23 protein-coding genes are annotated in these 23,607 nt (G+C 36.2%); 6 read left to right on the top strand and 17 right to left on the bottom strand.

Annotated features, from left to right (window positions below):
• The first annotated feature begins 54 nt into the window (after nucleotides 1-54).
• Nucleotides 55-2,292, top strand: a complete 2,238-nt coding sequence (locus tag ACTJIP_RS21650; RefSeq protein ID WP_440705086.1) for a reprolysin-like metallopeptidase — start codon at nucleotides 55-57, stop codon at nucleotides 2,290-2,292.
• Between the two features lie 69 nt (nucleotides 2,293-2,361).
• On the opposite strand, the gene ACTJIP_RS21645 is transcribed toward ACTJIP_RS21650, so the two are convergent.
• The 14 genes from ACTJIP_RS21645 to ACTJIP_RS21580 form a co-directional block, all read right to left on the bottom strand.
• On the bottom strand, nucleotides 2,362-3,921 hold the full coding sequence (locus tag ACTJIP_RS21645; RefSeq protein WP_077414033.1) for a sodium:solute symporter: 1,560 nt from the start codon (nucleotides 3,919-3,921) through the stop codon (nucleotides 2,362-2,364).
• A 185-nt stretch (nucleotides 3,922-4,106) separates the two neighbouring features.
• On the bottom strand, nucleotides 4,107-4,394 hold the full coding sequence (locus ACTJIP_RS21640) for a GNAT family N-acetyltransferase (RefSeq protein WP_175627200.1): 288 nt from the start codon (nucleotides 4,392-4,394) through the stop codon (nucleotides 4,107-4,109).
• Between the two features lies 1 nt (nucleotide 4,395).
• Nucleotides 4,396-4,791 (bottom strand): OsmC family protein, encoded by a 396-nt coding sequence (locus ACTJIP_RS21635; protein ID WP_077414035.1) that lies wholly within the window; start codon nucleotides 4,789-4,791, stop codon nucleotides 4,396-4,398.
• The gene (locus ACTJIP_RS21630) at nucleotides 4,791-5,009 is read right to left on the bottom strand and encodes a (4Fe-4S)-binding protein (protein WP_047424288.1); all 219 of its coding nucleotides are present in this window, start codon (nucleotides 5,007-5,009) and stop codon (nucleotides 4,791-4,793) included. The genes ACTJIP_RS21635 and ACTJIP_RS21630 overlap by 1 nt, the downstream gene beginning before the upstream one ends.
• A 1-nt stretch (nucleotide 5,010) precedes the next feature.
• Complete coding sequence (locus tag ACTJIP_RS21625) at nucleotides 5,011-5,589, bottom strand: TMEM175 family protein (RefSeq protein ID WP_077414036.1); 579 nt, start codon at nucleotides 5,587-5,589, stop codon at nucleotides 5,011-5,013.
• Nucleotides 5,582-6,121: an NADPH-dependent FMN reductase gene (locus ACTJIP_RS21620; protein ID WP_077414038.1), complete on the bottom strand. Its 540-nt coding sequence runs from the start codon at nucleotides 6,119-6,121 to the stop codon at nucleotides 5,582-5,584. Before ACTJIP_RS21620 ends, ACTJIP_RS21625 begins: the two co-directional genes overlap by 8 nt.
• Before the next feature lie 14 nt (nucleotides 6,122-6,135).
• Nucleotides 6,136-7,035, bottom strand: a complete 900-nt coding sequence (locus ACTJIP_RS21615; RefSeq protein ID WP_077414039.1) for a pirin family protein — start codon at nucleotides 7,033-7,035, stop codon at nucleotides 6,136-6,138.
• Between the two features lie 58 nt (nucleotides 7,036-7,093).
• Nucleotides 7,094-7,405, bottom strand: a complete 312-nt coding sequence (locus ACTJIP_RS21610; protein ID WP_149388378.1) for a GNAT family N-acetyltransferase — start codon at nucleotides 7,403-7,405, stop codon at nucleotides 7,094-7,096.
• Nucleotides 7,406-7,559: 154 nt separating this feature from the next.
• Nucleotides 7,560-8,435, bottom strand: a complete 876-nt coding sequence (locus tag ACTJIP_RS21605) for a pirin family protein (RefSeq protein WP_428169145.1) — start codon at nucleotides 8,433-8,435, stop codon at nucleotides 7,560-7,562.
• Nucleotides 8,436-8,570: 135 nt separating this feature from the next.
• Entirely contained in the window at nucleotides 8,571-9,974 is a 1,404-nt protein-coding gene (locus ACTJIP_RS21600) for an MFS transporter (RefSeq protein WP_077414043.1), read from the bottom strand.
• A gap of 139 nt (nucleotides 9,975-10,113) precedes the next feature.
• On the bottom strand, nucleotides 10,114-10,956 hold the full coding sequence (locus ACTJIP_RS21595) for a hypothetical protein (RefSeq protein ID WP_228460191.1): 843 nt from the start codon (nucleotides 10,954-10,956) through the stop codon (nucleotides 10,114-10,116).
• Nucleotides 10,957-11,269: 313 nt separating this feature from the next.
• A complete protein-coding gene (gene asnB / locus ACTJIP_RS21590; RefSeq protein ID WP_440705085.1) occupies nucleotides 11,270-12,937 on the bottom strand; it encodes an asparagine synthase B in 1,668 nt (555 codons plus the stop codon).
• A gap of 318 nt (nucleotides 12,938-13,255) precedes the next feature.
• On the bottom strand, nucleotides 13,256-14,923 hold the full coding sequence (locus tag ACTJIP_RS21585; protein WP_077414048.1) for a GLPGLI family protein: 1,668 nt from the start codon (nucleotides 14,921-14,923) through the stop codon (nucleotides 13,256-13,258).
• Nucleotides 14,924-15,112: 189 nt separating this feature from the next.
• The gene (locus tag ACTJIP_RS21580; RefSeq protein WP_077414049.1) at nucleotides 15,113-16,318 is read right to left on the bottom strand and encodes an RsmB/NOP family class I SAM-dependent RNA methyltransferase; all 1,206 of its coding nucleotides are present in this window, start codon (nucleotides 16,316-16,318) and stop codon (nucleotides 15,113-15,115) included.
• A gap of 384 nt (nucleotides 16,319-16,702) precedes the next feature.
• Here ACTJIP_RS21580 and ACTJIP_RS21575 point away from each other — a divergent pair, with 384 nt between their 5' ends.
• Nucleotides 16,703-17,047: a zinc ribbon domain-containing protein YjdM gene (locus tag ACTJIP_RS21575; protein ID WP_077414050.1), complete on the top strand. Its 345-nt coding sequence runs from the start codon at nucleotides 16,703-16,705 to the stop codon at nucleotides 17,045-17,047.
• A gap of 289 nt (nucleotides 17,048-17,336) precedes the next feature.
• On the opposite strand, the gene ACTJIP_RS21570 is transcribed toward ACTJIP_RS21575, so the two are convergent.
• Nucleotides 17,337-18,272, bottom strand: coding sequence for a sulfate/molybdate ABC transporter ATP-binding protein (locus tag ACTJIP_RS21570; protein ID WP_077414052.1), 936 nt, complete (start codon nucleotides 18,270-18,272; stop codon nucleotides 17,337-17,339).
• 75 nt (nucleotides 18,273-18,347) lie between these two features.
• On the opposite strand from ACTJIP_RS21570, the gene ACTJIP_RS21565 reads away from it, so the two are divergent.
• Both ACTJIP_RS21565 and pheS read left to right on the top strand, forming a co-directional pair.
• Entirely contained in the window at nucleotides 18,348-19,007 is a 660-nt protein-coding gene (locus ACTJIP_RS21565) for a YceI family protein (protein WP_440705084.1), read from the top strand.
• A 126-nt stretch (nucleotides 19,008-19,133) separates the two neighbouring features.
• Nucleotides 19,134-20,144: a phenylalanine--tRNA ligase subunit alpha gene (gene pheS / locus ACTJIP_RS21560; protein WP_077414055.1), complete on the top strand. Its 1,011-nt coding sequence runs from the start codon at nucleotides 19,134-19,136 to the stop codon at nucleotides 20,142-20,144.
• A 269-nt stretch (nucleotides 20,145-20,413) separates the two neighbouring features.
• On the opposite strand, the gene ACTJIP_RS21555 is transcribed toward pheS, so the two are convergent.
• Entirely contained in the window at nucleotides 20,414-21,184 is a 771-nt protein-coding gene (locus ACTJIP_RS21555) for a DUF3108 domain-containing protein (RefSeq protein WP_077414057.1), read from the bottom strand.
• 153 nt (nucleotides 21,185-21,337) lie between these two features.
• On the opposite strand from ACTJIP_RS21555, the gene ACTJIP_RS21550 reads away from it, so the two are divergent.
• Together ACTJIP_RS21550 and ACTJIP_RS21545 are read left to right on the top strand one after the other, a co-directional pair.
• Nucleotides 21,338-22,393 carry an NAD(P)/FAD-dependent oxidoreductase gene (locus tag ACTJIP_RS21550; RefSeq protein WP_077414059.1) on the top strand — a complete coding sequence of 352 codons (1,056 nt, stop codon included), beginning with the start codon at nucleotides 21,338-21,340 and terminating at the stop codon, nucleotides 22,391-22,393.
• 12 nt (nucleotides 22,394-22,405) lie between these two features.
• On the top strand, nucleotides 22,406-22,735 hold the full coding sequence (locus ACTJIP_RS21545) for a ferredoxin (RefSeq protein WP_440705083.1): 330 nt from the start codon (nucleotides 22,406-22,408) through the stop codon (nucleotides 22,733-22,735).
• A gap of 63 nt (nucleotides 22,736-22,798) precedes the next feature.
• On the opposite strand, the gene ACTJIP_RS21540 is transcribed toward ACTJIP_RS21545, so the two are convergent.
• A complete protein-coding gene (locus ACTJIP_RS21540) occupies nucleotides 22,799-23,548 on the bottom strand; it encodes a hypothetical protein (protein WP_440705082.1) in 750 nt (249 codons plus the stop codon).
• Between the last annotated feature and the right edge of the window lie 59 nt (nucleotides 23,549-23,607).

Genomic DNA, 23,607 nt, shown 5'->3' with positions numbered 1-23,607 from the left:
TTCTTAGTTTTTGGTATTATTAGTTGAATTAATAAAAATTACAAACCATTATATATGAAAATTAAACAATTATTTTATCTGGGGATATTTATTATATCTATTTCCTCAGGGAAAGCACAGGACTTTTTTACCGTGATCAGTGAGAGGTCCATCAAAGCAGATCCTAAAAACAGGACTGTACAACCGGAAAAGTCATTAACCTATACATTGGATGTGGCTGGAATGAAAAGTTATTTTAATTCCGTTCCGGAATTGAAAGACAGCGACCGTAAAGATAATGCACCCATTATTGTGTTACCAATGCCTGACGGTACGAAAGCGAAATTCAAAATCTGGAAATCTTCGGTAATGGCTCCTGGATTAGCCAGCCAGTTTCCACAGATCATTACTTTTACAGGACAGGGAGTTGATGATAAATATGCTACTATAAAGCTTGATTTTACTGAGCTTGGTTTCCATGCGCAGATAAAATCTGTGGTAGCAGGGGATACTTACATTGATCCTTATGCAAAACAGGATATTAACAATTATATTATTTATAAAAAGAGTGACTTAATTGATAAAAATCCAAGATCCTGCGGAGTAAAAGATGAGGACGATTCTCCATTGGGAAAAAAAAACGCTCAAAAAACCGTAAGCCCAAGCGTAGGAACTCAAATTAGAGTTTTTAGATTGGCTGTGGCTTGTACTGGAGAATATGCTGTAGCAGCCACTGGTTCAGCTGCTCCTACTATTGCACAGACACTTTCAGCAATTGTAACATCAGTAAACAGAGTAAATGGAGTCTATGAGCAGGAAGTTGCTTCAAGACTGGTATTGGTGGATAATGAAACAAATGTTGTTTTTACAAATGCTGCTACTGATCCTTTTAACGGGAATAATGCTGCAGGAACATTAATTAATGAAAGCCAGACTCAGATTGATTTACTGATAGGAAATACTAATTATGACATCGGACATACTTTCAGTACAGGTGGTGGTGGATTAGCCGGATTAGGAGTAATCTGCAATGCAACCAATAAAGGAAGAGGAATTACCGGTTCCCCTAACCCTGTTGGTGACCCTTACGATATTGATTATGTAGCGCATGAAGTAGGACATCAGTTTGGAGGTCCGCATACTTTTAATGCAACTACAGGAAGCTGTGGAGGAGGAAACCGAAGTGCTGCCAATGCCGTAGAGCCCGGAAGCGGAATTACGATTATGGCATATGCCGGAATTTGTGGAAGTACAAATAACTTGGCTTCTAACAGTATTCCTACTTTCCATACCAAATCATTCCAGTCTATTACAGCGAAAGTTCAGTCAACAACATGTCAGGTGACCATTCCTTCTAACAATTTTCCGCCTTCTGTAAATGCCGGAGGTGATTATACCATCCCTAAGAGTACACCGTTCAGATTAGAGGGATCTGCTACAGATATAGACAATAATCCGCTTACTTACAGCTGGGAACAGAATGATGTAGGACCAGCAAGTGATTGGAATGCCCCAACAGGGAATGCTGCTATATTCAGATCATATGTGCCTGTAACCGTTCCTTACAGATATTTCCCGAAACTTACAGACGTGATCAATGGAACGGTATCCAAAGGAGAAGTTAGACCAGCCTATGCCAGAACCATGGAGTTCAGACTGACTGTAAGAGATAATAATGCAGGTTGTGCAGGAGTTACGAATGATGATGCTATTATTACTGTTGATGGAAATTCAGGACCGTTCAATGTAACTGCACCTACTACAGCGGTAAACTGGGCAGGTAATTCTACTCAGACCATAACATGGGATGTAGCGAATACAACTGCTTTCCCTATAAATTGTGCTACTGTAAATATTTTCCTTTCCACAGACGGAGGTCTTACGTATCCAACACTTATTTTAGGTTCCACTGCAAATGATGGCTCTGAGACCGTTACCATTCCTAATGTAACGACCACGCAGGCCAGAATTATGGTAGCAGCAGAAACGAATGTATTTTATAATATTAACCCTATTAATTTTACCATCACTCAAACACTGGGTGTGAATGAAATTGCTACAAATAAAGATGTATTCGTGGTATATCCTAATCCAAGTAAAGGGCTTCTGAATATTAAATTTACCAATTCAAATGAAGTGTATGATATGACTGTATACGATGTAAGCGGAAAATTAGTATTCACTCAGGCTAATAATAAATTGAACCATGATAAAGTAGGTACTTTTGATTTGTCTCAGTTGGTGAAAGGTGACTATCTGATTAAAGTTAAATCTAAGAATATAGAGAAAACAATCAAGTGGATTAAAGAATAAAGAATCCATTTACTGAAATAAAAAAGGCTGTCTTCAATTGAGGACAGCCTTTTTACTTTTTTATAAAGATTAAACGACTTTTAAATAGTTTTTGTTTTTTACCAGCCACAGACCGATAAAGGTCAGCAGTCCGTTAAGAACAATCAGTTCCACACCGATTTTGTAATCGGTATAAGTGGTAACAGCAAGATTGATCAAATAGGTAAGTACAGGTGCTAAAATAGTTACTGCAAGGATGGAATATTTTCTGGAGATCTGAAACTTTGTGAAAATTCCAAAAGCAAAAAGGCCTAAAAGCGGTCCGTAGGTATATCCTGCAATTTCCATGATCAGGTAAACAATAGATTTGTCATTCAATGATTTGAAAACCATGATCAGAATAAAGAAAACTACGGTGAAAATCAAATGCACTTTCATACGAAGACGTTTCTTTTCTTTTTCAGTTTTGGTTTTATCTTCATTAAGGTTTAATAAATCTACACAATACGAACTGGTTACAGCCGTTAAAGCACCATCTGCAGAAGGGAACAACGCTGAGATCAATCCGATAATGAAAATAACGGAAATCATCATTGGGAAATGCCCCTGAAGTGATAAAGCCGGGAAAAGGTCGTCTCCCATTATATTTTTAATATTTCCGGCACTATCTTTAAATCCGAAAATATTCGTCACTGTTTCAGAGTTCAGAGTTCCATATTCTGCTCCGTGCTGTAATGCAAAAAGATAAAGCAGTCCTCCCAGGAATAAAAATGCAAGGTTCACGATAAGAAGTGTTCCTGCAAAGGTCAGCATGTTTTTCTTTGAATTCTTAAGATTGTCTACAGAGATATTTTTCTGCATCATTTCCTGATCCAGCCCAGTCATTGCAATCGTAATAAAAATTCCGCCTAAAATTGTTTTCAGGAAAAAGGTTTTGGAATTAGGATCAAAATTGATGAAATGGGTGTAGTTTTTCTGTTCCAGAATAGTATATGCTTCCCCAAATGATAAATTCAGATTTGATAAAATATAAACGATACATGCTACAAGGCTGATGATCATAAAAGAAGTCTGCAGGGTATCCGTAATGACAATTGTCTTTACACCCCCTTCAAAAGTGTACAGAAGGACCATCAGCAAAAGAATAAGAGAAGTTACCCAAAATGGAACTCCCAGTCCTTCCAGTAAGAATATCTGTAAAACATTGACGACCAGATATAATCTTGCCGTAGCACCAATTGCTCTTGAAATAATAAAGAAGATAGAACCTATTTTATGAGCTTCTACATTGAATCTTTTCCCCAGATAGGTATAAATAGAGGTGAGGTTCATCTTATAATAAAGCGGAAGCAATATGGCTGCAACGATAAAATATCCGATGAAAAATCCGATGACCATCATATAGTACTCAAAACCTCCGTAAATATATTCGGAGCCGGTCATTTTTCCTACAGTTCCCGGAACGGAAATAAAAGTAACTCCACTTAAGCTGGTTCCTATCATTCCGAATGCAACGAGCCACCATTTACTCTTTTTATTACCGATAAAAAATGACTGGTTATCAGAATTACGGCTGGTGAAATAAGAAATCACCAAAAGGCCGATAAAATAGATGAAAACAAATAGCAAAAGGATAGTTCCTGAATTCATGCTTGATTTTTAAATTTTAGCAAATATATAAAAAAGATCAGTCGTGAATCATGAATTTAAAATACTGTTAGTTTTAGAACAAATTGTGATTATTAATTTGCTTTACAGTCTGTAATTTGCATAAAAATAAAAAACCTTCCAGAAATACTCTGAAAGGTTTGTATTGTAAGGGTGGAAAACAGTGGTTAATTCACTAAAACATCCTGAAGTTCCTCACTTTTCTGGAAACTTGCCTTAGCAAAAGGGCAGAGGGGAATAATCTTTTTCCCATTTTTTCTGGCAAAATCCACTGCAGCCAGAAGCATTTCCTTACCTACACCTTTTCCGTTGTAGGCTTCTTCCACCTCGGTGTGGTCTATAATAAATCTTTCTTCTCCCGCCCAGGTATATGTCATCACTCCTGCGCTACTTCCATCTATGAAAGCTTCAAAACTTCCGTGTTTCTCGTCGTTGTTTTGTTTTACTTCGATCATGTTATGAGAATTTAGTTAGTATTTCTATGTCGTTGGTTAATATTTTATGAACTGGGCATGCATCAGCAATGGTGTGCAGTCTTTTCAGCTGCTCATCATCCAGAATACCTTCAAAGCTGATATCTCTTTTGAAAACCGCTCTTTTTGTTAATGGGAAATTTTCAAGCTCTACTTCTACATTGATGTTTTCTACATCCCATTCCTTTCTTTCAATATACATTCTCAAGGTAGCTGCTGTACAGCTTGCCAGTGACGTAGCCAGAATTTCCATTGGGTTAAAACCTTTGTTCTGTCCGCCTTTATCAATCGGTTCATCCGTAATGATCTTATTTTCGCCGGCTGTTACTTCTGTATAATATTTTGTTTTTCCTAAACTTGCTTTTACCGTTACCGCCATTATTTTTCTGTATTGAATTTATAACTTAATGCGCCTGAAGGGCATTGGTCTATCTGTGTTTTAAGTTCTTCCGGGCTTGCATTCTCTGCTTTTATCCAGGGTCTTTCTTTAGGATTGTAGACTTTGGGAAGCAATTTTACGCATACAGCCGAGTGGATACACTTTTGAGGCTGCCAGATGACGGTGATGTTACCGTTGGGATATTCGTGTGTTTCCATATCAATTTTCTTTTAATGATTTTTCGATTCTTCTGTCCGGAATCAGCCATATAAGAGCCACTAGATAATAAAAACCTATGGCAATATAAGGATAAAAAAACGAAGTAGCGATGCCAAGAACATAAAAAATAATAGAGATATATTCTTTATATTTCGAATGGATGGCCTCTTTCAGCTTTGAATCTTCCCCTTCGCACCGGATAATGACATGCTCCATAATGGTATAGGCAATTGCCGCCATAATGAGTCCGATCCCGTATACTGCAACAGGATTTTTAGCAAAACCGGTGGTTCCGATCCATTCTGTAGCAACAGGCATCAGAGAAAGCCAGAACAGCAGGTGGAGATTGGCCCAAAGAATGCTGCCATTTACTTTTTTTACCGTCTGAAACAAGTGATGATGATTGTTCCAGTAGATTCCTACATAAATAAAACTGAAAATATAAGCCAGGAACTTAGGAAGGAGAGGTTTGAGACTGGTCCAGCTATTTCCTTCCGGTACTTTCAGTTCAAGTACCATAATGGTGATAATAATAGCAAGGACACCGTCACTGAAGGCCTCTAATCTTCCTTTAGTCATTGGTTTTAACCTGATTTTTAAAGTTTTGTATTTTACCTTTCAGATCATTCAGCATATCCGGATTGATGACTCCGCTTTCCATATCAAAATTTTCATAAAACTTAGGCAATGAAAAAGTTTCCTTGATATCTGCTGCAAACTGTGGGAAAAATGTTTTTGCCGTATTCATTACATTTCCTCCGCCATAGCCTCCCGGAGAAGTGCTCATCAAAAACATTGGTTTATTCTGAAATACTTTTACATTAATTCTGGAAGACCAGTCAAAAACATTTTTAAAAGCTGAGCTGTAAGAACGGTTGTGTTCCGCAAGAGAGCAGATGATCACATCACATTCATCAATAACTTTTAAAAAATGATGGGCTTCATCCGGAAAACCTTTCTTTTCAAGGTCTACAGAGAATACAGGCATAGTGAAATTGTTGAGGTCGATCAAATTGATTTCATCTTCCTGAAAATCTTTCAGAACAAACTTTACCAGTTCCCTGTTGATAGAAGTGGAAGACGTACTTCCGGCAAATGCTAATATTTTCATGGTTTGAACTGAAATTATTTTCTGTTTAAAATAGCCTTTGGAAGCGGAACGTATTCATTTTCATCTCCCGGAACCAAAGGAAAAGCTTCGTGATTCTGGTCATTCCAGTTTACTTTTGCCTGATCAAGTAATTCCTTATCAGAGTTAACAAAATTCCAGAATATAAAACGTTCTTCATCGAATGGCTCACCTCCGAAAAGATAAACTGTTCCGTTTTCGCTCATATCAAACTCGCAAAGCTTGGTATCTTTAGCGATCATCAGCTGTTTTGAACCATAAGAATTTCCTTCTGTGGTAACCGTTCCATCCAGAACATACATTGCAGCTTCTCCGTAAAGATCTTTTCCGATGCTTATTTTTTTAGCCTCTTTTGTTTTTATTTCGATGAAAAATAACTTGCTGTGTACAGGAACCGGAGATGTTCTGCCAAATGCTTCACCAGCAATTAGTTTATACTGAATACCATCTTCTTCCCACACCGGAATCTCATCAGCTTCAATATGATGAAATGTAGGCTCAGACTGTTCAAGATGTTTCGGAAGTCCCACCCAGATCTGGAATCCATGAAGTCTTTTATCGGTGTGTCTTAAATATTCAGGGGTTCTTTCCGAATGTACAACTCCTTTTCCGGCAGTCATCCAGTTGACAGCACCCGGTTTTATTTCAAGAGCACTTCCAATACTGTCTCTGTGGAAAATAGAACCTTCCAGCAGATACGTTAATGTGGATAATCCGATATGGGGATGAGGGGGAACATCAAGGTTCTGATAATCCTTCAATTCTGAAGGTCCCATGTGATCTATAAAAACAAAAGGGCCAACCGCTCTTTTCTCACGGAAAGGCAGAAGCCTTCCTACCAGAAAATTTCCGATATCTGCTGCTTTTTCTTCAATGATAAGTCCAATATTTGACATGATGATGTGATACTTTTTTTAATGTTAAATAAATAGATTGAGGGGTTTTACGGGAAATTTAAAGTTTGTCATATCCTTCAAATTTCTCATCCACAATACGTTTCCATTCAGGATGTTTCTTGATAAAAGCGAAAACGTAAGGACAGAAGGGAAGAAGCTTTTTCCCGCTTTCTTCGATATAATTGAGCGTTTTCTCTACCACAGCTGCTGCTGCACCTGTTCCTGCCAGTTCAGGATCTGCTTCAGTGTGTACCAAAGCAATCTGGTGTGTTGTCTCACGGTAATCTATAAATGCATAATGCCCGTTGAATTCTATTTCAAATCTTTTTTCCGCTTTTACAAGAGGTATATTTTCAAATTCTGGTTTCATAATTTTTGAATTAAGGATTGCCTGCTTCTGTAATAGAGCAAAGCTTATTTGTTATCATAGCTAAACCTTACAGGTTTTCAAAACCCATAAGGTTTGCAATTATATAAAGTTAATAAAAAAGGAATTACCTAAGATTAAGATAAATTTAATTCTTTTAATCTTCAAGATATCCGAATTTTCCGGTGTTGAAATCCTCAAAAGCCTGCATGATTTCCTCTCTGGAATTCATTACAAAAGGGCCATGAGGGTAGATCGGTTCATTAATAGGCTCACCACTGATAATTAAAACAACAGCATCTTCTTTTGCTTCAATAGTGAAAGTTTCACCTTCATTTTTAAATAATGCAAAATGATCAGCCTTCACGGTTTCTTCACCGTTGACGGTAATGCTTCCTTCAATAACCAAAGCTGCAGTATTGAAATGAGCCGGAAAATTAAAATCAGCTTTTCCACCTGCTTTAAGTTTGGCATTCATCATATGAACCGGTGTGAAAGTACTTGCAGGACCTTTATGACCGTCATATTCGCCGGCAATTATTTCTACAAAACCATTTTCACCTAAATCTACTCTTTCCATTTTAGAATTTTCGATAGCCTGATATTTCGGGCAGCTCATTTTATCTTTTGCCGGAAGATTTACCCAAAGCTGAACCATCTGAAAAATTCCTCCTTCTTTTGCCCATGTTGTTTCATGGTACTCTTTATGAAGAACTCCTTTTGCTGCGGTCATCCACTGAACGTCACCTTCTCCTATAACACCGCCGCCGCCAGCACTGTCATGGTGTTCTACTTTTCCGCTATACGCTATTGTTACTGTTTCAAAACCTCTGTGCGGATGAACTCCCACTCCTCTTGGTCTGTCGGAACCATTGAAATGAAATTTTGAATTGTAATCAAGCATAATAAACGGGTCCATTCTTTTCATATCTAATCCGGATACTCCCGGAATAAAATTATGAACCCTGAATCCATCGCCTACAAAGTGTGCAGGTCTCGGAGATACTACGATTTCTATTTTTTTAGTTGCCATCACATTGTTGATTATGTTAACAAAATTACCATAGTTATATGCGAAAAGCATTGATCTGTGTTAAGTTCGTAGGAAACGTAGAAAGGCAAAATGTACAGCGTGAAGTTTCAAATTTACCATTTTAAGTTTCATTCTTTAATCTTCCTTCGACTTCATATTCTTTCCATCTGAAATGTGTAGCCTTCTGAAAACAAATCCTGATAAAATTGTCAATATTCCTACCGTGAGAAATGTGAGTCGAAAGGCATTGTGAATTTCACCATTAATAAGATCTGTATTTTCAAACAGCTTTAAAACAATCAGTCCGAATGCAATTCCGAAACCAATAGCCAGCTGTTGATTCACTGAAATTAAAGAGTTTCCGCTGCTGGTCTGAAAATTCCGAAGGTCAGCAATAGAAATGGTGTTCATAGAGGTGAACTGTATAGAGTTGAAAAAACCTAATACTGCGATAATGGGAATAAACCAATATAAGGAAGTATGTATATCAGGTATAGCGAGCAGGCAGATCAGCGTTCCGATGATGAATGTATTGATCATTAAAGTCTGACGATAGCCATATTTATCGAGAATTTTAATCACCGATGATTTCCCGAAGATTGCCGTTAAAGCCATGGGAGCAATAATCCAGCCTGAAGTTACTGCTGACTGTTTATATGCAATCTGAATCATCAGGGGAAGCAATAACGGAACAGAACTGATTCCTAATCTGGTGGCCAGGTTTCCCACGATACCTACCCGAAAAGTTCTCACCTGAAAAAGGTTTAACGGGAAGATAGGATTTCCTCCTCTTTTAGCATGTTTGTAATAATAATACAGAAACAGGAAGCCCATAATGAATACAAGTAAAACAGGAGTGATATTCTGCATGTCCCCAAAAAGTTCCAGTGAAACGGAAAGCAGGAGGGAGGCCGCTGCAAAAATTAAAAAGCCTTTTAAATCAAAATCAACATCATCCGACTTGTAATTGGGCATGAATTTTAATCCTAAAAGAATTCCTAAAACACCAATCGGGATATTGATCAGAAATATCCAGTGCCATGAAAGGTAATCTACCATATAACCTCCGACTAACGGACCAAGTACAGGACCAATAAGAGCCGGAATAATGGCAAAGTTCATTGCTTTAAGGAGTTCACTTTTATCAAATGTTTTGATTAATGCCAGCTTTCCGACAGGAGTCATTAAACTTCCTCCGACTCCCTGGATGACCCTTGAAATTACCAAATGGGTAAGATTCTGAGACAAGGAACAAAACAAGGAACCTAAGCTGAACAGTACCAACGAGAAAATAAATACTTTTTTGGTCCCGAACCGGTCTGCCAGAAATCCGCTGGCAGGCATGAAAACAGCTAATGTAAGAACATAACTGATAATGGCGTTCTGCATATTAAGCGGAGATTCGTGCAGATCTTTTGCAATAGAAGGCAGGGAAGTATTCAGGATGGTTGAATCCAGCATCTGCATAAAAATAGCGGTAGCCAGAATCAAAGGTAATATTTTCTTTATGGATGTCTGTGGTGTGCTTGTTTCTGTCATTTCGTATAGGCTGAACCGTTAAAAACGTCCAGACTTATTTTATTTGAAGAATCTGCTTGCTTTAAGCAGGTTGATCTTTAGATAAAGAAATCCATATAAAATTAAAAAAGTCCTGTGAGATTTCACAGGACTTTTTGATTTATTTTCTAGGCTTTTCTACTCCTTTCCATTCATCACCGGCTTTTCTATACTGGCTTAAAGTGAAAGTTTTGAAATCCTTTGTTTTGTATTCGATGTTATCGGTATTCTGCTCAAATGGCATGATGTAATAATATTCGATATCTGTCTTATCAGATTTGTTTCCTTTTTTTACACTAGGAACATATTTTGAAAACTTATAGCTTGGAAGATATTGTTTCAGTCTTGCATAGAAAGCTTTGTCTTCTTTTTCGCTAGGAATGATATCTACAATATTCAAATCATCTTTTTTCTTGTCAATCCAAAGATAATATGTCTTTTCCTCTCCCATATTTCTGTTGAAAGAGTTGAAGGCAAATAATTCTTTCGGTACAAGTTCCTTTATTTTCTCAGGATCAACCTTTGTGTAGTATTGTCCTTTTGAAGGATCTACATAGGTTTCAAGATTGTACATCAAAACAGAATTGTTTTCAAATTTCTTATTTTTAAAATATTGATTTAAAGATAATTCTGCAGTTGCTCTAAGTTCTTTACCTCTGGCATCCAATTTTTTTGTTGGATTCTGAGGGTTTACATATTTTACGAATTCATATAAAACGACAGGTTTTATATCTTTAAGGTGAGGATACGTTTTTAGCTGCTCTGCTTTTACAAGCCAGTAGAATTGCTGGTAGTAATCATCTTTATCTTGATCTTTCACGCTCTTATAAGCCAAAGCAAGCTTCTTCGAATTCAGATATTTGCCATATTTTCCTTGTCCAAAAGCAAAACTTATGGCTAATAAGGCAAATAAAACAGTAAGGTTTCTTCTCATTTTTTTATAATTGATATTTTCGTTTTCCAAATATAATTATTTATTAGATATTATTTTGGATTGTCAGTTAAATTATGCCATATTGTTATTGTTAATTCAAAAGAAAATCCTGTATTACTACAGGATTGATAAATTATAACTGAGGAAGTTAGGTGTTTGAAGCGATGAAATTAAATATCAATAGTCAATTTTTGCTTCGCAAAATGAATGGTGAATGATTAACAGCAGATCAGAAAATACCTCTGTATTGATGGTTCTTAATCTCGAATCTCGCAACCCGAACCACATAACAAAATTGACAAGCACAGCGGATTGACGATTGACTATTCACTAATCAACCCCTCTAGTATGAAGTTTCATGTACTTTCACCGCTCTTCCGCTTGGATCATTCATTTTTTTGAATGCTTCATCCCATTCTAAAGCGATAGGAGTGGAGCAGGCTACAGATGGAACAGAAGGTACGGTAGCAGCTGCTGTTTCACTTGGAAAATGTTCTTCAAAAATAGTTCTGTATCTGTATTCTTCTTTGTTTTGAGGAGTGTTTAGCGGGAATCTGAATCTTGCGTTAGCCATCATTTCATCCGTCACTTCTTTTTCTGCAACTTCTTTTAAGGTATCGATCCATGAGTAGCCTACACCATCTGAGAACTGTTCTTTCTGTCTCCAGACAATAGAATCAGGAAGCATATCTTCAAAGGCTTTTCTCAATACCCATTTTTCGATTTTTCCTTCAGCCGTATTGATCATTTTATCTTTTGGGTTAAGAGTCATGGCAATATCCATAAATTCTTTGTCCAGAAAAGGAACTCTGCCTTCAATTCCCCAGCTCATTAGTGCTTTGTTGGCTCTTAAGCAGTCATACAGGTGAAGTTTGCCTAATTTTCTTACCGTTTCATCGTGGAATTCTTTTGCGTTTGGAGCTTTGTGGAAATATAAATAACCACCGAATAATTCATCAGAACCTTCTCCTGAAAGCACCATTTTTATTCCCATAGACTTAATTACTCTTGCCAGAAGATACATCGGGGTGGATGCCCTGATTGTTGTTACATCATAAGTTTCCAGGTGATAAATTACATCGCGTACAGCATCCAGCCCTTCCTGAACGGTAAAGTTAACTTCATGGTGAACAGATCCGATGTGTTTTGCAGCTGTTTGTGCAGCAGCCAGATCGGGAGAACCTACAAGTCCTACAGCAAAACTGTGAAGTCTTGGATACCAGGCTTCCTGTGTGTCTCCACTTTCAACTCTCTGGCGGGCAAATTTTGCGGTAATCGCTGAAATCACTGAGGAATCCAAACCTCCGGAAAGAAGTACACCATAAGGAACATCACTCATCAGTTGTCTGTGAACAGCATCCTCAAGACCCTTTCTTAATTTTGCGATATCTGTTTCGTTTTCTTTCACATGATCAAAACTGTCCCAGTCTCTTGTATACCATTGCTGGAGTTCAGCGCCGTCCGGACTGTAAACGAAATGTCCCGGTAAGAATGTTTCAATTTTTTTACATACTCCTTCAAGTGCTTTCAGTTCAGAAGCTACATAATAGTTTCCGTTTTTGTCCCAACCTTGATAAAGAGGGCATATTCCCATATGATCACGGGAAATAAGGTAGATGTCGTTTTCAGTGTCATATAATGCGAAGGCAAAAATCCCGTTCAGTTTTTCAACGAAATCTTTTCCGTACTTTCTGTAAAGAGCAAGGATTACCTCGCAGTCAGATTGAGTCTGAAACTCATAATCAGGAAATTCTTCTTTTAATTCTCTATGGTTGTAGATTTCACCATTCACGGCTAATACTACTTTTCCGTCTTTTGTAAATAAAGGTTGTTTTCCAGAGGTAGGATCTACAATGGCAAGTCTTTCGTGAGAGAAAATTACTTTTTCGTCCTGAAAAACGCCGCTCCAATCCGGTCCTCTGTGACGGATTTTTTTTGACATTTCCAACACCTGAGGTCTTAATACTTCAGTTTTCTGTTTGGCATCAAATAAACATACAATTCCACACATAATTTCTATTATTTATGTGACAAAAGTAGAAGGGATGTTTATAAATAACAATGAAAAATATTTAAAAGCGAAAATTTTTAATCAATTAATTATTTAAAGTTAAAAATATTAACTATTCTTTGAAATTAACATGTTTTTGATTAATTTTTTTCGTTGAGCCGAAATTGATGGTTTTCCATACAAAATAAAAATGACATATTTATTAATCTATGGTAATTAATTATATGAATTTTAACCCTTACTTTGTGGCTCGAAATAATTTTTTTTCATCATTTGTGTTTTTACCTTCTTGCAATTCTCATGCAAGAAGGTTTTGTTTTATTGTACCCCAAGTAACGTTCCCGAAACATTCCATGAGCTGAAACTTGTGCCTTCGGAAGCTCCCTGAGAAATTTTCACCTGAATCGTATGTTTTCCGGCTTTCAAATCTCCAAGAGGAATGAAGTTAGGATTGGTAACTGTTCCCGGACACCAGTTTGATCTGCTGAGGTCTGATGAAGAAAGACCGTCCTGAAAATTTCCTGATGCCGGATTGTACAAACGGTACGAACCACAGTCTGTTCTCCATGGGACGAATGAAAATACCGGATTTCCATCAACGAAAATAGAGTTGGCTTTAGGAACAAACTCATCTCCGTTTTCCCAGCCTCCATGTCCGGTTGTAGTATATCTTAACTGAGCATTTTTCAAATCTTTATTTAAAGTGAAATTAACAAGGAGTCCTTTATCCTGATTGAACATCGTAGAGTAGTCCTGCCCGGCCATTTCCATAATATTTAAAGTATTGAATAATGGTATCGCTGTATTGTTTTTATTAACTGTCTGATCACTCTTGTGAATGGTGATATCAAGGCTTACTTTATGTCCGCCTTTGTCATAGTTGCCAATAAATGTACCTACCCAAATTTCTTTTCCTGATAATGCAGGCTTAAGCTCTGTAATATCCTGCCGGTAAGGACTGATAGTCTGCCAGTTTTTTCCTTTAAGCTGAATATGATTGAACTTCTGGATTCCAAAAGCGGTAAAAAATCTCATCATTTCCGTAGCAGGGCTATAGTTATCGGTAGTTGTTATCCCATAATATTGCTTTCCGTTTCCATTTTCATAGACAGGAAGTGTTTTTGCTCCTTTTTCCAATCCATCAAAAAAAGATTTTTCCTTATCCTGAGGGATGAAAAATACTGTTCCGGTTCTGTCATAGGCATCCCCGTTCGACTGTTGTTTCAGTTCTACAAAAATATTTTCTCCTTCTGTAATCGCAGGGAATTTTACTTTTTTAAGAATGATGGTTCCGTTGGCATATCTTTTTATCTGTTCATCAGATTTTGAGGCATCAGAGAAATTGATGGTTTCATTTTCAAAAACATTCAGCGTAGTAAATCTGCTTTTCCAAAGCAAATCTTTATACCCCAACTGATCCGTTGTCTGTATATTTCCCTTTACTATATTTTCAATTCCTGTATCCTTGATTTTTTTGATCGAACTGGCTGTAATTAAAGAGTTTTTATTTCTTTCGACTTCCAGAACCAGTCCTAAATTCTGTCCTAAAACAGAAGGCCCACCCTTTAGCTTCAAATCATTCGTGTACCAGATCTCAATGGTGTTTGAGTTCACCTTTGTGACTGCTTTTTTACAAGTGTAGCCTAGAATCTTTTTAGTTTCATTGGTGAGTTCAAAATCCTGCTTTCCCACAGACTCAGTATCTGATGTTGAAATAGTAGATCCCGGTTTTAAAAAAGCATATGAAACAATAATGTTTGTTGGCTTTTCTACCTTAGTGATTTCATAAGGGAAGCTGCTTTTTTGTTCTTTGATTGTACTGTTGAGAATGAAATTTTCTTTCTCATTAACCCAAACGATAGTAGAGGGCTGGTCTGTATTTGTTTTTCCGTTATATGAACTGGTATACTGAATTTCATAGGTCTGTGCAGAAAACAGACAGTATAAGAAGATGGCTAGAAAATTGAAAACAATTCTTGTATGCATAAATAAAATGAGTTTGCTGCAAAGTTATTCTAAAGTTTCCAGAGCATAAAACCGGTTTAATCTATACAGTTAGTAGACAATGTGCTTTAAATGTTACAAAAAATGTTACATTTTTTTAGAAAGATTTTTAAATAAAAAAAAACTACTCCAAAAAATAGAGTAGTTTTATATATTGTTATTGGGTTTGGATTAAGAAATTCTCTCAATCAAAGCCATATAGAATCCGTCATAACCCTCGCTAGGCATTACTTTTTCATCCTTAATCATTTTGAATCCGGGGTTGTTTTTGATGAATTCGTCTACCTGCAGATTGTTTTCAGATGGAAGGATAGAACATGTTGCATATACCATTTTTCCTCCTTTTTTAAGCATTTTAGAATAGTCCTGAAGGATTTGCTGCTGTTCTTTTTTAATTCTGTCAATAAAGTCCTGATCAATTTTCCACTTACTGTCCGGATTTCTTTTTAAAACTCCAAGACCAGAACATGGGGCATCAATCAGAAGTCTGTCAGCCTTTTCATGAAGACGTTTGATTACTTTATTATCGGCAATCATACGGGTTTCAATATTGTGGGCGCCAGCTCTTTTGGCACGACGCTTCAATTCGGCAAGTTTCCACTCGAAAATATCCAGGGCAATAATCTGGCCTTTGTTTTTCATTAATGCTGCTAAGTGAAGTGTTTTTCCTCCTGCACCTGCACATGCATCTACCACTCTTTGTCCTTCCTGCACATCAAGGAAATAACCAATCTTTTGAGAAGAAGCATCCTGAACTTCAAATAATCCTTCTTTAAACGCTGTGGTAAGAAAAACATTCTTCTTCTCTTCTAACTGAACAGCATCAGGATAATTTTTAATAGGAAAAGAAACAACACCTTCATCAGTAAGGTCAGAAATAAGTTCTTTTGTTGTTGTTCTTAAAGAATTTGCTCTTAAAACAGTGGGTGCCTGCTCATTCAAAGCAATCATTTCTCTTTCCCATTTAGCTCCAAGTTCTTTTTCAAGAGTTTCAGCAAGCCATTCAGGAATAGAATGCTCTATTGCTTTTGTAGGAACTGTATTCTTTTTAAGTTTGGTAAGAATGTCGGCAATTTTGATTCCGTCAAATTCTTCAAACTTTTTATAATTGGTTTTACTCCAAAGTAAATAGGCGATGATAAGCTTGTAAATGTTGTTGGGCTTTACACCTTCCCCCATATAATATTCAAGACGTTTTTTCCAACGGATAATATTGTAAAAAATTTCAGAAACAACAGCTCTGTCCTGGCTTCCCCATTTTCTGTTTGCTTTCAAAAGTCTTTCAATAACTTTATCTGCATATTTGTTTTTCTCAAAAAATGTCTCCTGTAAGGCATCGTGAATTCCGATTGCCAAGTTTCTGTGAATAAGTTCCATAAGTTTGCTTCGCTGTTTGAATCTGCAAAAATACGACTTTTAATTGAGAGTTTGGAATTTGGGATGTGAGAGTTTAAGAATGGCAGGCTGATGGTGATAGTGAATGGTCAATCCGCTTAGCTTGTAGATTTTTATAAGTATAAATAAATTTTAACGCAAAGACCGCTAAGAAATCTTATAGTTTTTTAAGAAGGATCGCAAAGGCGTTTCACTTAGCAATGATTAAACTGATATTCTGGCTGAACGAAGTGACTTTGCGAACGAAGTATAATATTTTTAATCAAGCTTTGCGAACGATAGCGTTTAGTTTGACTTTTCAACAGTAATTATACTGCACTTGACTTCAACCTCCAAAAAGCTCTACCTTTGCAAAAAATTAAAAATATGAGTGATACAGTACTTTGTCCGAAATGCAGCTCTGAGTTTACCTATCCGAGCGATAATATGATGGTCTGTTCCCAGTGTTTCCACGAATGGGATCCTGCAGAAGCGGCTACTGAAGCAGCTAACGAAGGAAAAATATTAGATTCAAATGGAAACGAACTTCAGGATGGAGATTCTGTAGTCGTAGTAAAAGATCTTCCTGTAAAAGGAGCTCCAAAACCGGTAAAAGCAGGAACCAAAGTGAAAAATATCCGTTTAAGACCAGGAAGTGATCATAATATTGACTGCAAAATTGATGGTTTCGGGGCAATGGCTCTTAAATCAGAGTTTGTAAAGAAAGCATAAGAAATTACTGTTTTCTTATGTCTTAAAAATAAGAAAAGGAAAAAATTGGACAGTGTAATCTTTCTAAGACTTAATTGCAAGATTGCTAATGTCCGTCTGGAAGGCAGAAAGAGAAATAACCAAAAATTTCCTTAAGCTTTGGAAGTACAAATGTAAGAAAAAGTTTGAATAACCAATTCTTATGTTTGTATTTTTTTTATAGATAAGTGTAAGTAAATGTATAAGTTATGTAAAACACAGAGAAAAGGGAAAATGTCCCGTATATAATAATAGCCCTGCCTTTTTGTCTTTAAATAAATGAAATATTTATAGATCCTGATATGCTCTCATCTGTATAAACTACAAGTTCTTTTTCCTTTGTTCTTAGCTTATTCCAATAATAGTTTCCTGCAAATCTGCTTTCCAGAACTTCGGCTTCGAGGCCGGATTCTGTAATTTTGATTTCTTTGGGATAATAAGAGAATTTGGGAAGCTGGAAGTCTTCAGCCTCGTTTTCACTGAAAATATTCACTTCTCCGAATAATTTTGCAACATAAGAGTTGTAAGGGTGTCTGTAGGTCTCTTCCGGACTGTCATTCTGAATTAGTCTTCCGTCCTGAAGAATAACAATCTGATCCAGCCACGGCATAATCTCCTGAAGTTCGTGAGTAGAGATAATTAAAGAAACTCCATGCTGCTTTACATATCTGAAAAGTCTTTCTCGAAGCTCAATTTTTCTCGGAAAATCCAGATTACTGAATGGTTCGTCTAAAATCAGGAGCTTTGGAAGTACAGACAATGCTCTGGCAATGGCCACTCTCTGCTGTTGTCCACCACTTAAATATTTGGGAAGTACGTTCGCAAATTCCTGAAGACCCACCACTTCCAGAAGTTCCGTTACGGTTTCTTTTTTTTGTTTTAAATTGATATTAGAAATAAACTTTCCTACGTTTTCGGCAACTGTAGCATAAGGCATAAGATCAAAATTCTGTGCTACGAATTTCATTTCCGGTTCTCCGGGAACAAGATTTCCTTTCGGTCCCAAAAGCTTTGTTCCGTTAAAAATAATTTCTCCACTTTCCCAATCAAGAAGACCATAAATAAGATTGAGAAGAGTGGATTTTCCGCATCCGCTTTCTCCTGCAAGAGCTATAATTCTGTTTTCTTCAAACCTTAGATTAAGGTTCTGAAACAGGGGATTTTCTTTGTTATGAGAGAAAAATAAATTGTTTATTTCTAATAGCATATTACAAATGTAAGGTTTTTATGAAAACATAATTTTTTTTATTATATTAGCGGAACTAATAAAAATAAATCAAAAATGAGAAAAAAACTGTTTTCGATAGCGATTCCTGCTTTATTCGTTGCTGCTGTAATGGTTTCTTGTAAAAAAGATAAACCGCTTACCAGTGAGAGTAATGAGGTGACGACTACCAAAGAAGGTAGCCAGTTCACTTTGGATACGCTAAACAGTAAAGTTGAATGGAAGGGATATAAAGTTTTTAAATCTGAGAATACAAGTCATTTTGGAACAATCAGGTTTGAAAGCGGAGATGTGACAGTGAAAGACGGAAAACTGGAAAGCGGAAAATTCGTTGCTGATATGAACTCATTAACTTCTGTGGATTTGAAAGACAGTCCGGAAGATATGGAAAAATTAAATGGCCACCTGAAGAGCGGCGATTTCTTTGAAGTTGAAAAATTTCCAACGGCTTCTTATGAAATTACAAAAGTTACTCCGGCTACAGAAGGTGATTATAATACTCTTTTGGATGGTAATTTAACAATTAAAGGAATTACAAAATCCGTTCAGTTTAAGGCTAATGTTTCTGTAAAAGACGGAGTGGTAAGTGTAGCTACTGAACCAAAGGATATCAAAAGAGAAGAGTTTGGGGTGAAGTTCCAGGCTCCTGCTGAAAACGGTGTGATTAAAGACGAGGTGACTCTTCAGATCAACGTTAAAGCTTTAGAAAAGAAATAATTTTTTTATTTAAGTGAAATAAGTGATTGAAGTCTGCCTCCCGAAAAAGAGGCAGATTTTTTTTTGACGGACTTATTATTCAACTTAAAATCGTATTTTTGCAAAACATTTTGAAAGGGTAAAATAATGATAGAAAAGATAGAAGAACTACTGATCGAAGTAAACGGCTTCAATGCTACCTCTAGGGAAGATATCGAAAACTTCCGAATCAAGTACAACGGTAAAAAAGGGGTTCTTAATGATTTTTACGAAACATTAAAAGAAGTTCCTAACGACCAGAAGAAAGATTTCGGACAGAAGATCAATACTTTGAAACAGGCAGTTGCTGTAAAATTGGAAGATTTGAAAAATTCTTCTGAATCTTCTGTTGTCGTAGAAAAAGAAGATCTTACAAGACCTGAATTTCCATTGGAATTGGGTTCAAGACACCCAATTAATCTGGTGAAAAACAGAATTATTGAAATCTTTAAATCTATTGGTTTTGCAGTAGCAGACGGACCAGAGATTGAAGATGACTGGCATAACTTTACGGCACTTAATCTTCCGGAATATCACCCGGCAAGAGATATGCAGGATACATTCTTTATTGAGCAGAATCCTGATATTCTTTTGAGAACACATACATCTTCTGTACAAACTCGTTTTATGGAAGAAAATCAGCCTCCAATCAGGATTTTATCTCCGGGAAGAGTTTTCAGAAATGAAGCCATCTCTTCACGTTCTCACTGTATCTTCCACCAGATTGAGGGATTATATATTGATGAGAATGTAAGTTTTGCAGATTTAAAGCAAACAATCCAGTTCTTTACTACTGAACTTTTCGGAAAATCTAAGATCAGAATGAGACCTTCTTTCTTCCCGTTCACTGAGCCGAGTGCTGAAATTGATGTGTATTGGGGATTAAACTCTGAAACAGATTACAGAATTACAAAAGGAACAGGATGGCTGGAGATCATGGGATGCGGAATGGTAGACCCTGCCGTACTGAAAAATGTGAATATCGATTCTGAGAAATATTCAGGATATGCATTCGGAATGGGAATTGAAAGAATTACAATGCTTCTTTACCAGATGAGTGACATCAGAATGTTCTTTGAAAATGATATCAGAACACTCGAACAGTTCAAAACACTATAAAAAATCAAACCTCCGGAGCTCCGGAGGTTTTTTGTTTTTAATTACTGACCTAAGAAACAAAACGTAATTAAAAACTAATCTTATTGAAAAATTTACACGTGTCTGTCTCTTATATCTATACTTCGGTTCGGATCCAATGGAAGTATTGACATGCTGCAGCTCTTTTATCTGCCTCTATTATTAAGACAATCCGTGTTAAGGATATATTACATCAGCAATAAAAAAAGCCTGTAAAATTTACAGGCTGTATCTTTAAAAACTTACAATTGTTATTTGCTGAACTTTAAAGGATATTTTACGTTTTTGTAATCATCAATACTGGCTTTCAGTGAACCTACTGCCAGTTCAGCTTTCAACAGCATTGGAATATGATTGGCATCATTGGAAACCCACATAGTTACGCCTTCTTTTTCTTTAAATACTCTTCCGCTTTTTACAGATGGAATAATCTTTAAACAATTGATGGTACCGAATTTTGTCTTTAAATTTTCTGTTCCTGTTACTTTTAACTGAAATGGAAACATCTCGTCATCAATCCATACATTCATATTGATGATGGTTCCCACCTTCAATTCATCCGGGCTTTTACTCCTTAAATAGTAAAAACATGAAAGCATATCCTGAACCCCTTTTACTGATTTTAGAACCTTAGAGCCATTGGCAGGAGTTTTTTTATCTGTTAAAATTAATGTATTATTATCGTGATTAAAAACCGTTTCAAAATGCTGGCGATAGCTTCCTTCACGTACATTTCTGACGTAGAAACTTGGTAATCCTGTTTGGGTATTGATGAAACTTTCATATAAATCTTCCACCTTGAAGAATGCTTTTACGGCGCCGGTAGTCTGTCCTGTTCCTTTTACATACAGATGGGGAATCCCTTTGTAATTGGTCTGTTTTGTAGTAAGGTTCGCTGTTCCTGCGTTAAGGAAGCCGTAATGTATTCTGAGAGTGATAGATTCTCCGTCTGCGATGTTATCAATCTGGGCTGAGCCTAAAAAGAATATAAATACTGCAAAAAGGTTTAAAATTTTCTTCATAACAAGACATTTACAAAAACATTGCCAAATTTAAAATCTTAAATGATAGATATTTGACAAATCTCAGGTTTTTATTTAGAATCAATTAAATATGCTTCGCATTAAAATTAGTAAATTTGCAGTTACATGTATAATTAAATTATCTTAAATATTATGATAACCACTGATATATTGATCATAGGTGCGGGACCTACAGGACTTTTTGCAGTTTTTGAAGCTGGTTTATTAAAAATGAAGTGCCATATTATTGATGCGCTTCCACAGCCAGGAGGGCAGTTGGCAGAACTGTATCCTAAAAAACCTATCTTCGATATTCCAGGTTATCCTTCAGTGAATGCTGGAGAATTGGTGGATAATTTAATGGAACAGATCAAGCAGTTTCAGCCTGGATTCACTTTGGGAGAAACCGCTGTTTCTTATACTAAAGTAGATGATGAATGGTTTGAAGTGATTACCAACAAAGGAACTGTTCACAGATGTAAAGCTATTGCCATTGCCGGTGGTTTAGGTACTTTTGAACCTAGAAAACCTACGATGGATAATATTGCAGATTACGAAGAAAAAGGCCTTGAGTACTTTGTGAAAGAACCTGAGCATTTCAGAAATAAAAAAGTAGTTATTGCCGGAGGTGGTGATTCTGCTCTTGACTGGAGTGTTTTCTTATCAAATGTTGCAAGCGAAGTTACATTGATTCACAGAAGAAATGAATTCAGAGGCGCTTTGGATTCTGTAGAAAAAGTTCAGGACCTGAAGAATCAGGGGAAGATTAAATTAATCACTCCAGCAGAAGTTACAGCTATTAAAGGTGACGGAAAAGTAGAAGCGATCACGGTACAGGTTGATGGTCAAGAAGCTTATGATATTGAAACAGATTATTTTATTCCATTATTCGGATTGACTCCAAAATTGGGAGAGATCGGAAACTGGGGATTAAATATCGAGAAGAATGCAATCGTTGTAAATAACGCTTTAGATTACCAGACGAACATTGACGGAATCTATGCAATTGGAGATATCAACACCTATCCTGGAAAACTGAAGTTGATCCTTTGTGGTTTCCACGAAGCTACTTTGATGTGTCAGAGTGTTTACAACAGACTGAATCCTGGTAAAAAATTCGTATTAAAATATACAACGGTAAGTGGTGTTGACGGATTCGACGGAAGCCGTAAAGAAGCAGAGAAGGCAGTTGTGAAAAAAATTGACTAATTTTGCAGAATTATGTCAGACGTTAATATTAAAATTACCGACAGAGAAGGGGTAACCCATGATGTCGTAGCTCCTACGGATATGTCCATGAACTTAATGGAAATTATCCGTTCCTATGAATTGGCAGAAGAAGGTACTATTGGTGTATGTGGAGGAATGGCGATGTGTGCTTCATGCCAGGTATATGTAATCAATGATCCTGGTCTGGAACCAATGGGAGATGAAGAAGATGCTATGTTGTGTGAAGCTTTCCATGTGAAAGAAAACAGCAGATTGGGATGCCAGCTACATATTGCCGATGCAATGGAAGGGCTCGAAGTGGAAATTGCTCCTTATCCTTAGAAAATATTTTTTAATCTTAATAAGAAACCCGTCCGAGTTTTTCGGACGGGTTTTGTTTTTATATTAATCAATCAAAGATTTAGGGACTGTTTGACCACAAATATATTTCTCGATTGTATTAAATATCGATAATTCATACTCTTCTTTATAATTTGTTTTTTCTAAAAACAAGTGAGGAAATTTTAGCCATAGATCATTAATTGACTTTGGCTCTGAAATAGAAAATAATTTCTTTAATCTTTCACAATATCCTTTTTCTACAATATTTTCAACAGGTAATACATAATTATACATTAAATTTAAATCAGAAAATAATAGTTCCTGTGAAATATGTGTTGATAAATATATAATTCCATCTAGTTTATTTATATAATTTATATTAACTTTTTTTGCTAATAAATCCTTATTAAATTTAAGTAATGAAAAATAAGTTGCTTGAGGTATTATATATTCAGGTTTAAAAGTAAATGTATTATCTGTGAATTTTATTGAAGATGAAATAATTAATGGATATCTTAAAATATCTTCAAATTTTGTTATTTCTAAAGGAGGTGTTAAATCAAATAAAGTCACTTCTTCATTATTCCTTAAAACCGAAAAATTACAAGTTTCTAAACTAGGATTTGAAAGTTCTTCCCAGCATATATAGGAAGAATTTCCTAGATAAAGAGCAGGATGTCCTGATAATGAAAATCTTTGGTTTCCAGTTCTTCGAATTTCTTCAAAAGGAATATGAAACATTTCATTATTTTTGAATTTCTTATTTGGAATATTTGTTCTTAATCTAAAGAATCGTTGTCTTGATGGGATCATTTTATAAAAAATATTTTTTAATCCTACATCTCCGTTAAAAAAAGCGTTATAAATGGTGA

The organism is Chryseobacterium sp. 22543 (genome assembly GCF_052044565.1).
GTDB lineage: Bacteria > Bacteroidota > Bacteroidia > Flavobacteriales > Weeksellaceae > Chryseobacterium.
Note: the sequence above shows the minus strand (reverse complement) of the source record. Positions and strands in the feature narration are given on the sequence as shown.

Excerpts from the sequence above, each read along its gene's own strand:
- ACTJIP_RS21650 (WP_440705086.1), top strand. The coding sequence starts at position 55 with ATGAAAATTAAACAATTATTTTATCTGGGGATATTTATTATATCTATT.
- ACTJIP_RS21645 (WP_077414033.1), bottom strand. The coding sequence starts at position 3,921 with ATGAATTCAGGAACTATCCTTTTGCTATTTGTTTTCATCTATTTTATC.
- ACTJIP_RS21640 (WP_175627200.1), bottom strand. The coding sequence starts at position 4,394 with ATGATCGAAGTAAAACAAAACAACGACGAGAAACACGGAAGTTTTGAA.
- ACTJIP_RS21635 (WP_077414035.1), bottom strand. The coding sequence starts at position 4,791 with ATGGCGGTAACGGTAAAAGCAAGTTTAGGAAAAACAAAATATTATACA.
- ACTJIP_RS21630 (WP_047424288.1), bottom strand. The coding sequence starts at position 5,009 with ATGGAAACACACGAATATCCCAACGGTAACATCACCGTCATCTGGCAG.
- ACTJIP_RS21625 (WP_077414036.1), bottom strand. The coding sequence starts at position 5,589 with ATGACTAAAGGAAGATTAGAGGCCTTCAGTGACGGTGTCCTTGCTATT.
- ACTJIP_RS21620 (WP_077414038.1), bottom strand. The coding sequence starts at position 6,121 with ATGAAAATATTAGCATTTGCCGGAAGTACGTCTTCCACTTCTATCAAC.
- ACTJIP_RS21615 (WP_077414039.1), bottom strand. The coding sequence starts at position 7,035 with ATGTCAAATATTGGACTTATCATTGAAGAAAAAGCAGCAGATATCGGA.
- ACTJIP_RS21610 (WP_149388378.1), bottom strand. The coding sequence starts at position 7,405 with ATGAAACCAGAATTTGAAAATATACCTCTTGTAAAAGCGGAAAAAAGA.
- ACTJIP_RS21605 (WP_428169145.1), bottom strand. The coding sequence starts at position 8,435 with ATGGCAACTAAAAAAATAGAAATCGTAGTATCTCCGAGACCTGCACAC.
- ACTJIP_RS21600 (WP_077414043.1), bottom strand. The coding sequence starts at position 9,974 with ATGACAGAAACAAGCACACCACAGACATCCATAAAGAAAATATTACCT.
- asnB (WP_440705085.1), bottom strand. The coding sequence starts at position 12,937 with ATGTGTGGAATTGTATGTTTATTTGATGCCAAACAGAAAACTGAAGTA.
- ACTJIP_RS21585 (WP_077414048.1), bottom strand. The coding sequence starts at position 14,923 with ATGCATACAAGAATTGTTTTCAATTTTCTAGCCATCTTCTTATACTGT.
- ACTJIP_RS21580 (WP_077414049.1), bottom strand. The coding sequence starts at position 16,318 with ATGGAACTTATTCACAGAAACTTGGCAATCGGAATTCACGATGCCTTA.
- ACTJIP_RS21575 (WP_077414050.1), top strand. The coding sequence starts at position 16,703 with ATGAGTGATACAGTACTTTGTCCGAAATGCAGCTCTGAGTTTACCTAT.
- ACTJIP_RS21570 (WP_077414052.1), bottom strand. The coding sequence starts at position 18,272 with ATGCTATTAGAAATAAACAATTTATTTTTCTCTCATAACAAAGAAAAT.
- ACTJIP_RS21565 (WP_440705084.1), top strand. The coding sequence starts at position 18,348 with ATGAGAAAAAAACTGTTTTCGATAGCGATTCCTGCTTTATTCGTTGCT.
- pheS (WP_077414055.1), top strand. The coding sequence starts at position 19,134 with ATGATAGAAAAGATAGAAGAACTACTGATCGAAGTAAACGGCTTCAAT.
- ACTJIP_RS21555 (WP_077414057.1), bottom strand. The coding sequence starts at position 21,184 with ATGAAGAAAATTTTAAACCTTTTTGCAGTATTTATATTCTTTTTAGGC.
- ACTJIP_RS21550 (WP_077414059.1), top strand. The coding sequence starts at position 21,338 with ATGATAACCACTGATATATTGATCATAGGTGCGGGACCTACAGGACTT.
- ACTJIP_RS21545 (WP_440705083.1), top strand. The coding sequence starts at position 22,406 with ATGTCAGACGTTAATATTAAAATTACCGACAGAGAAGGGGTAACCCAT.
- ACTJIP_RS21540 (WP_440705082.1), bottom strand. The coding sequence starts at position 23,548 with ATGATCCCATCAAGACAACGATTCTTTAGATTAAGAACAAATATTCCA.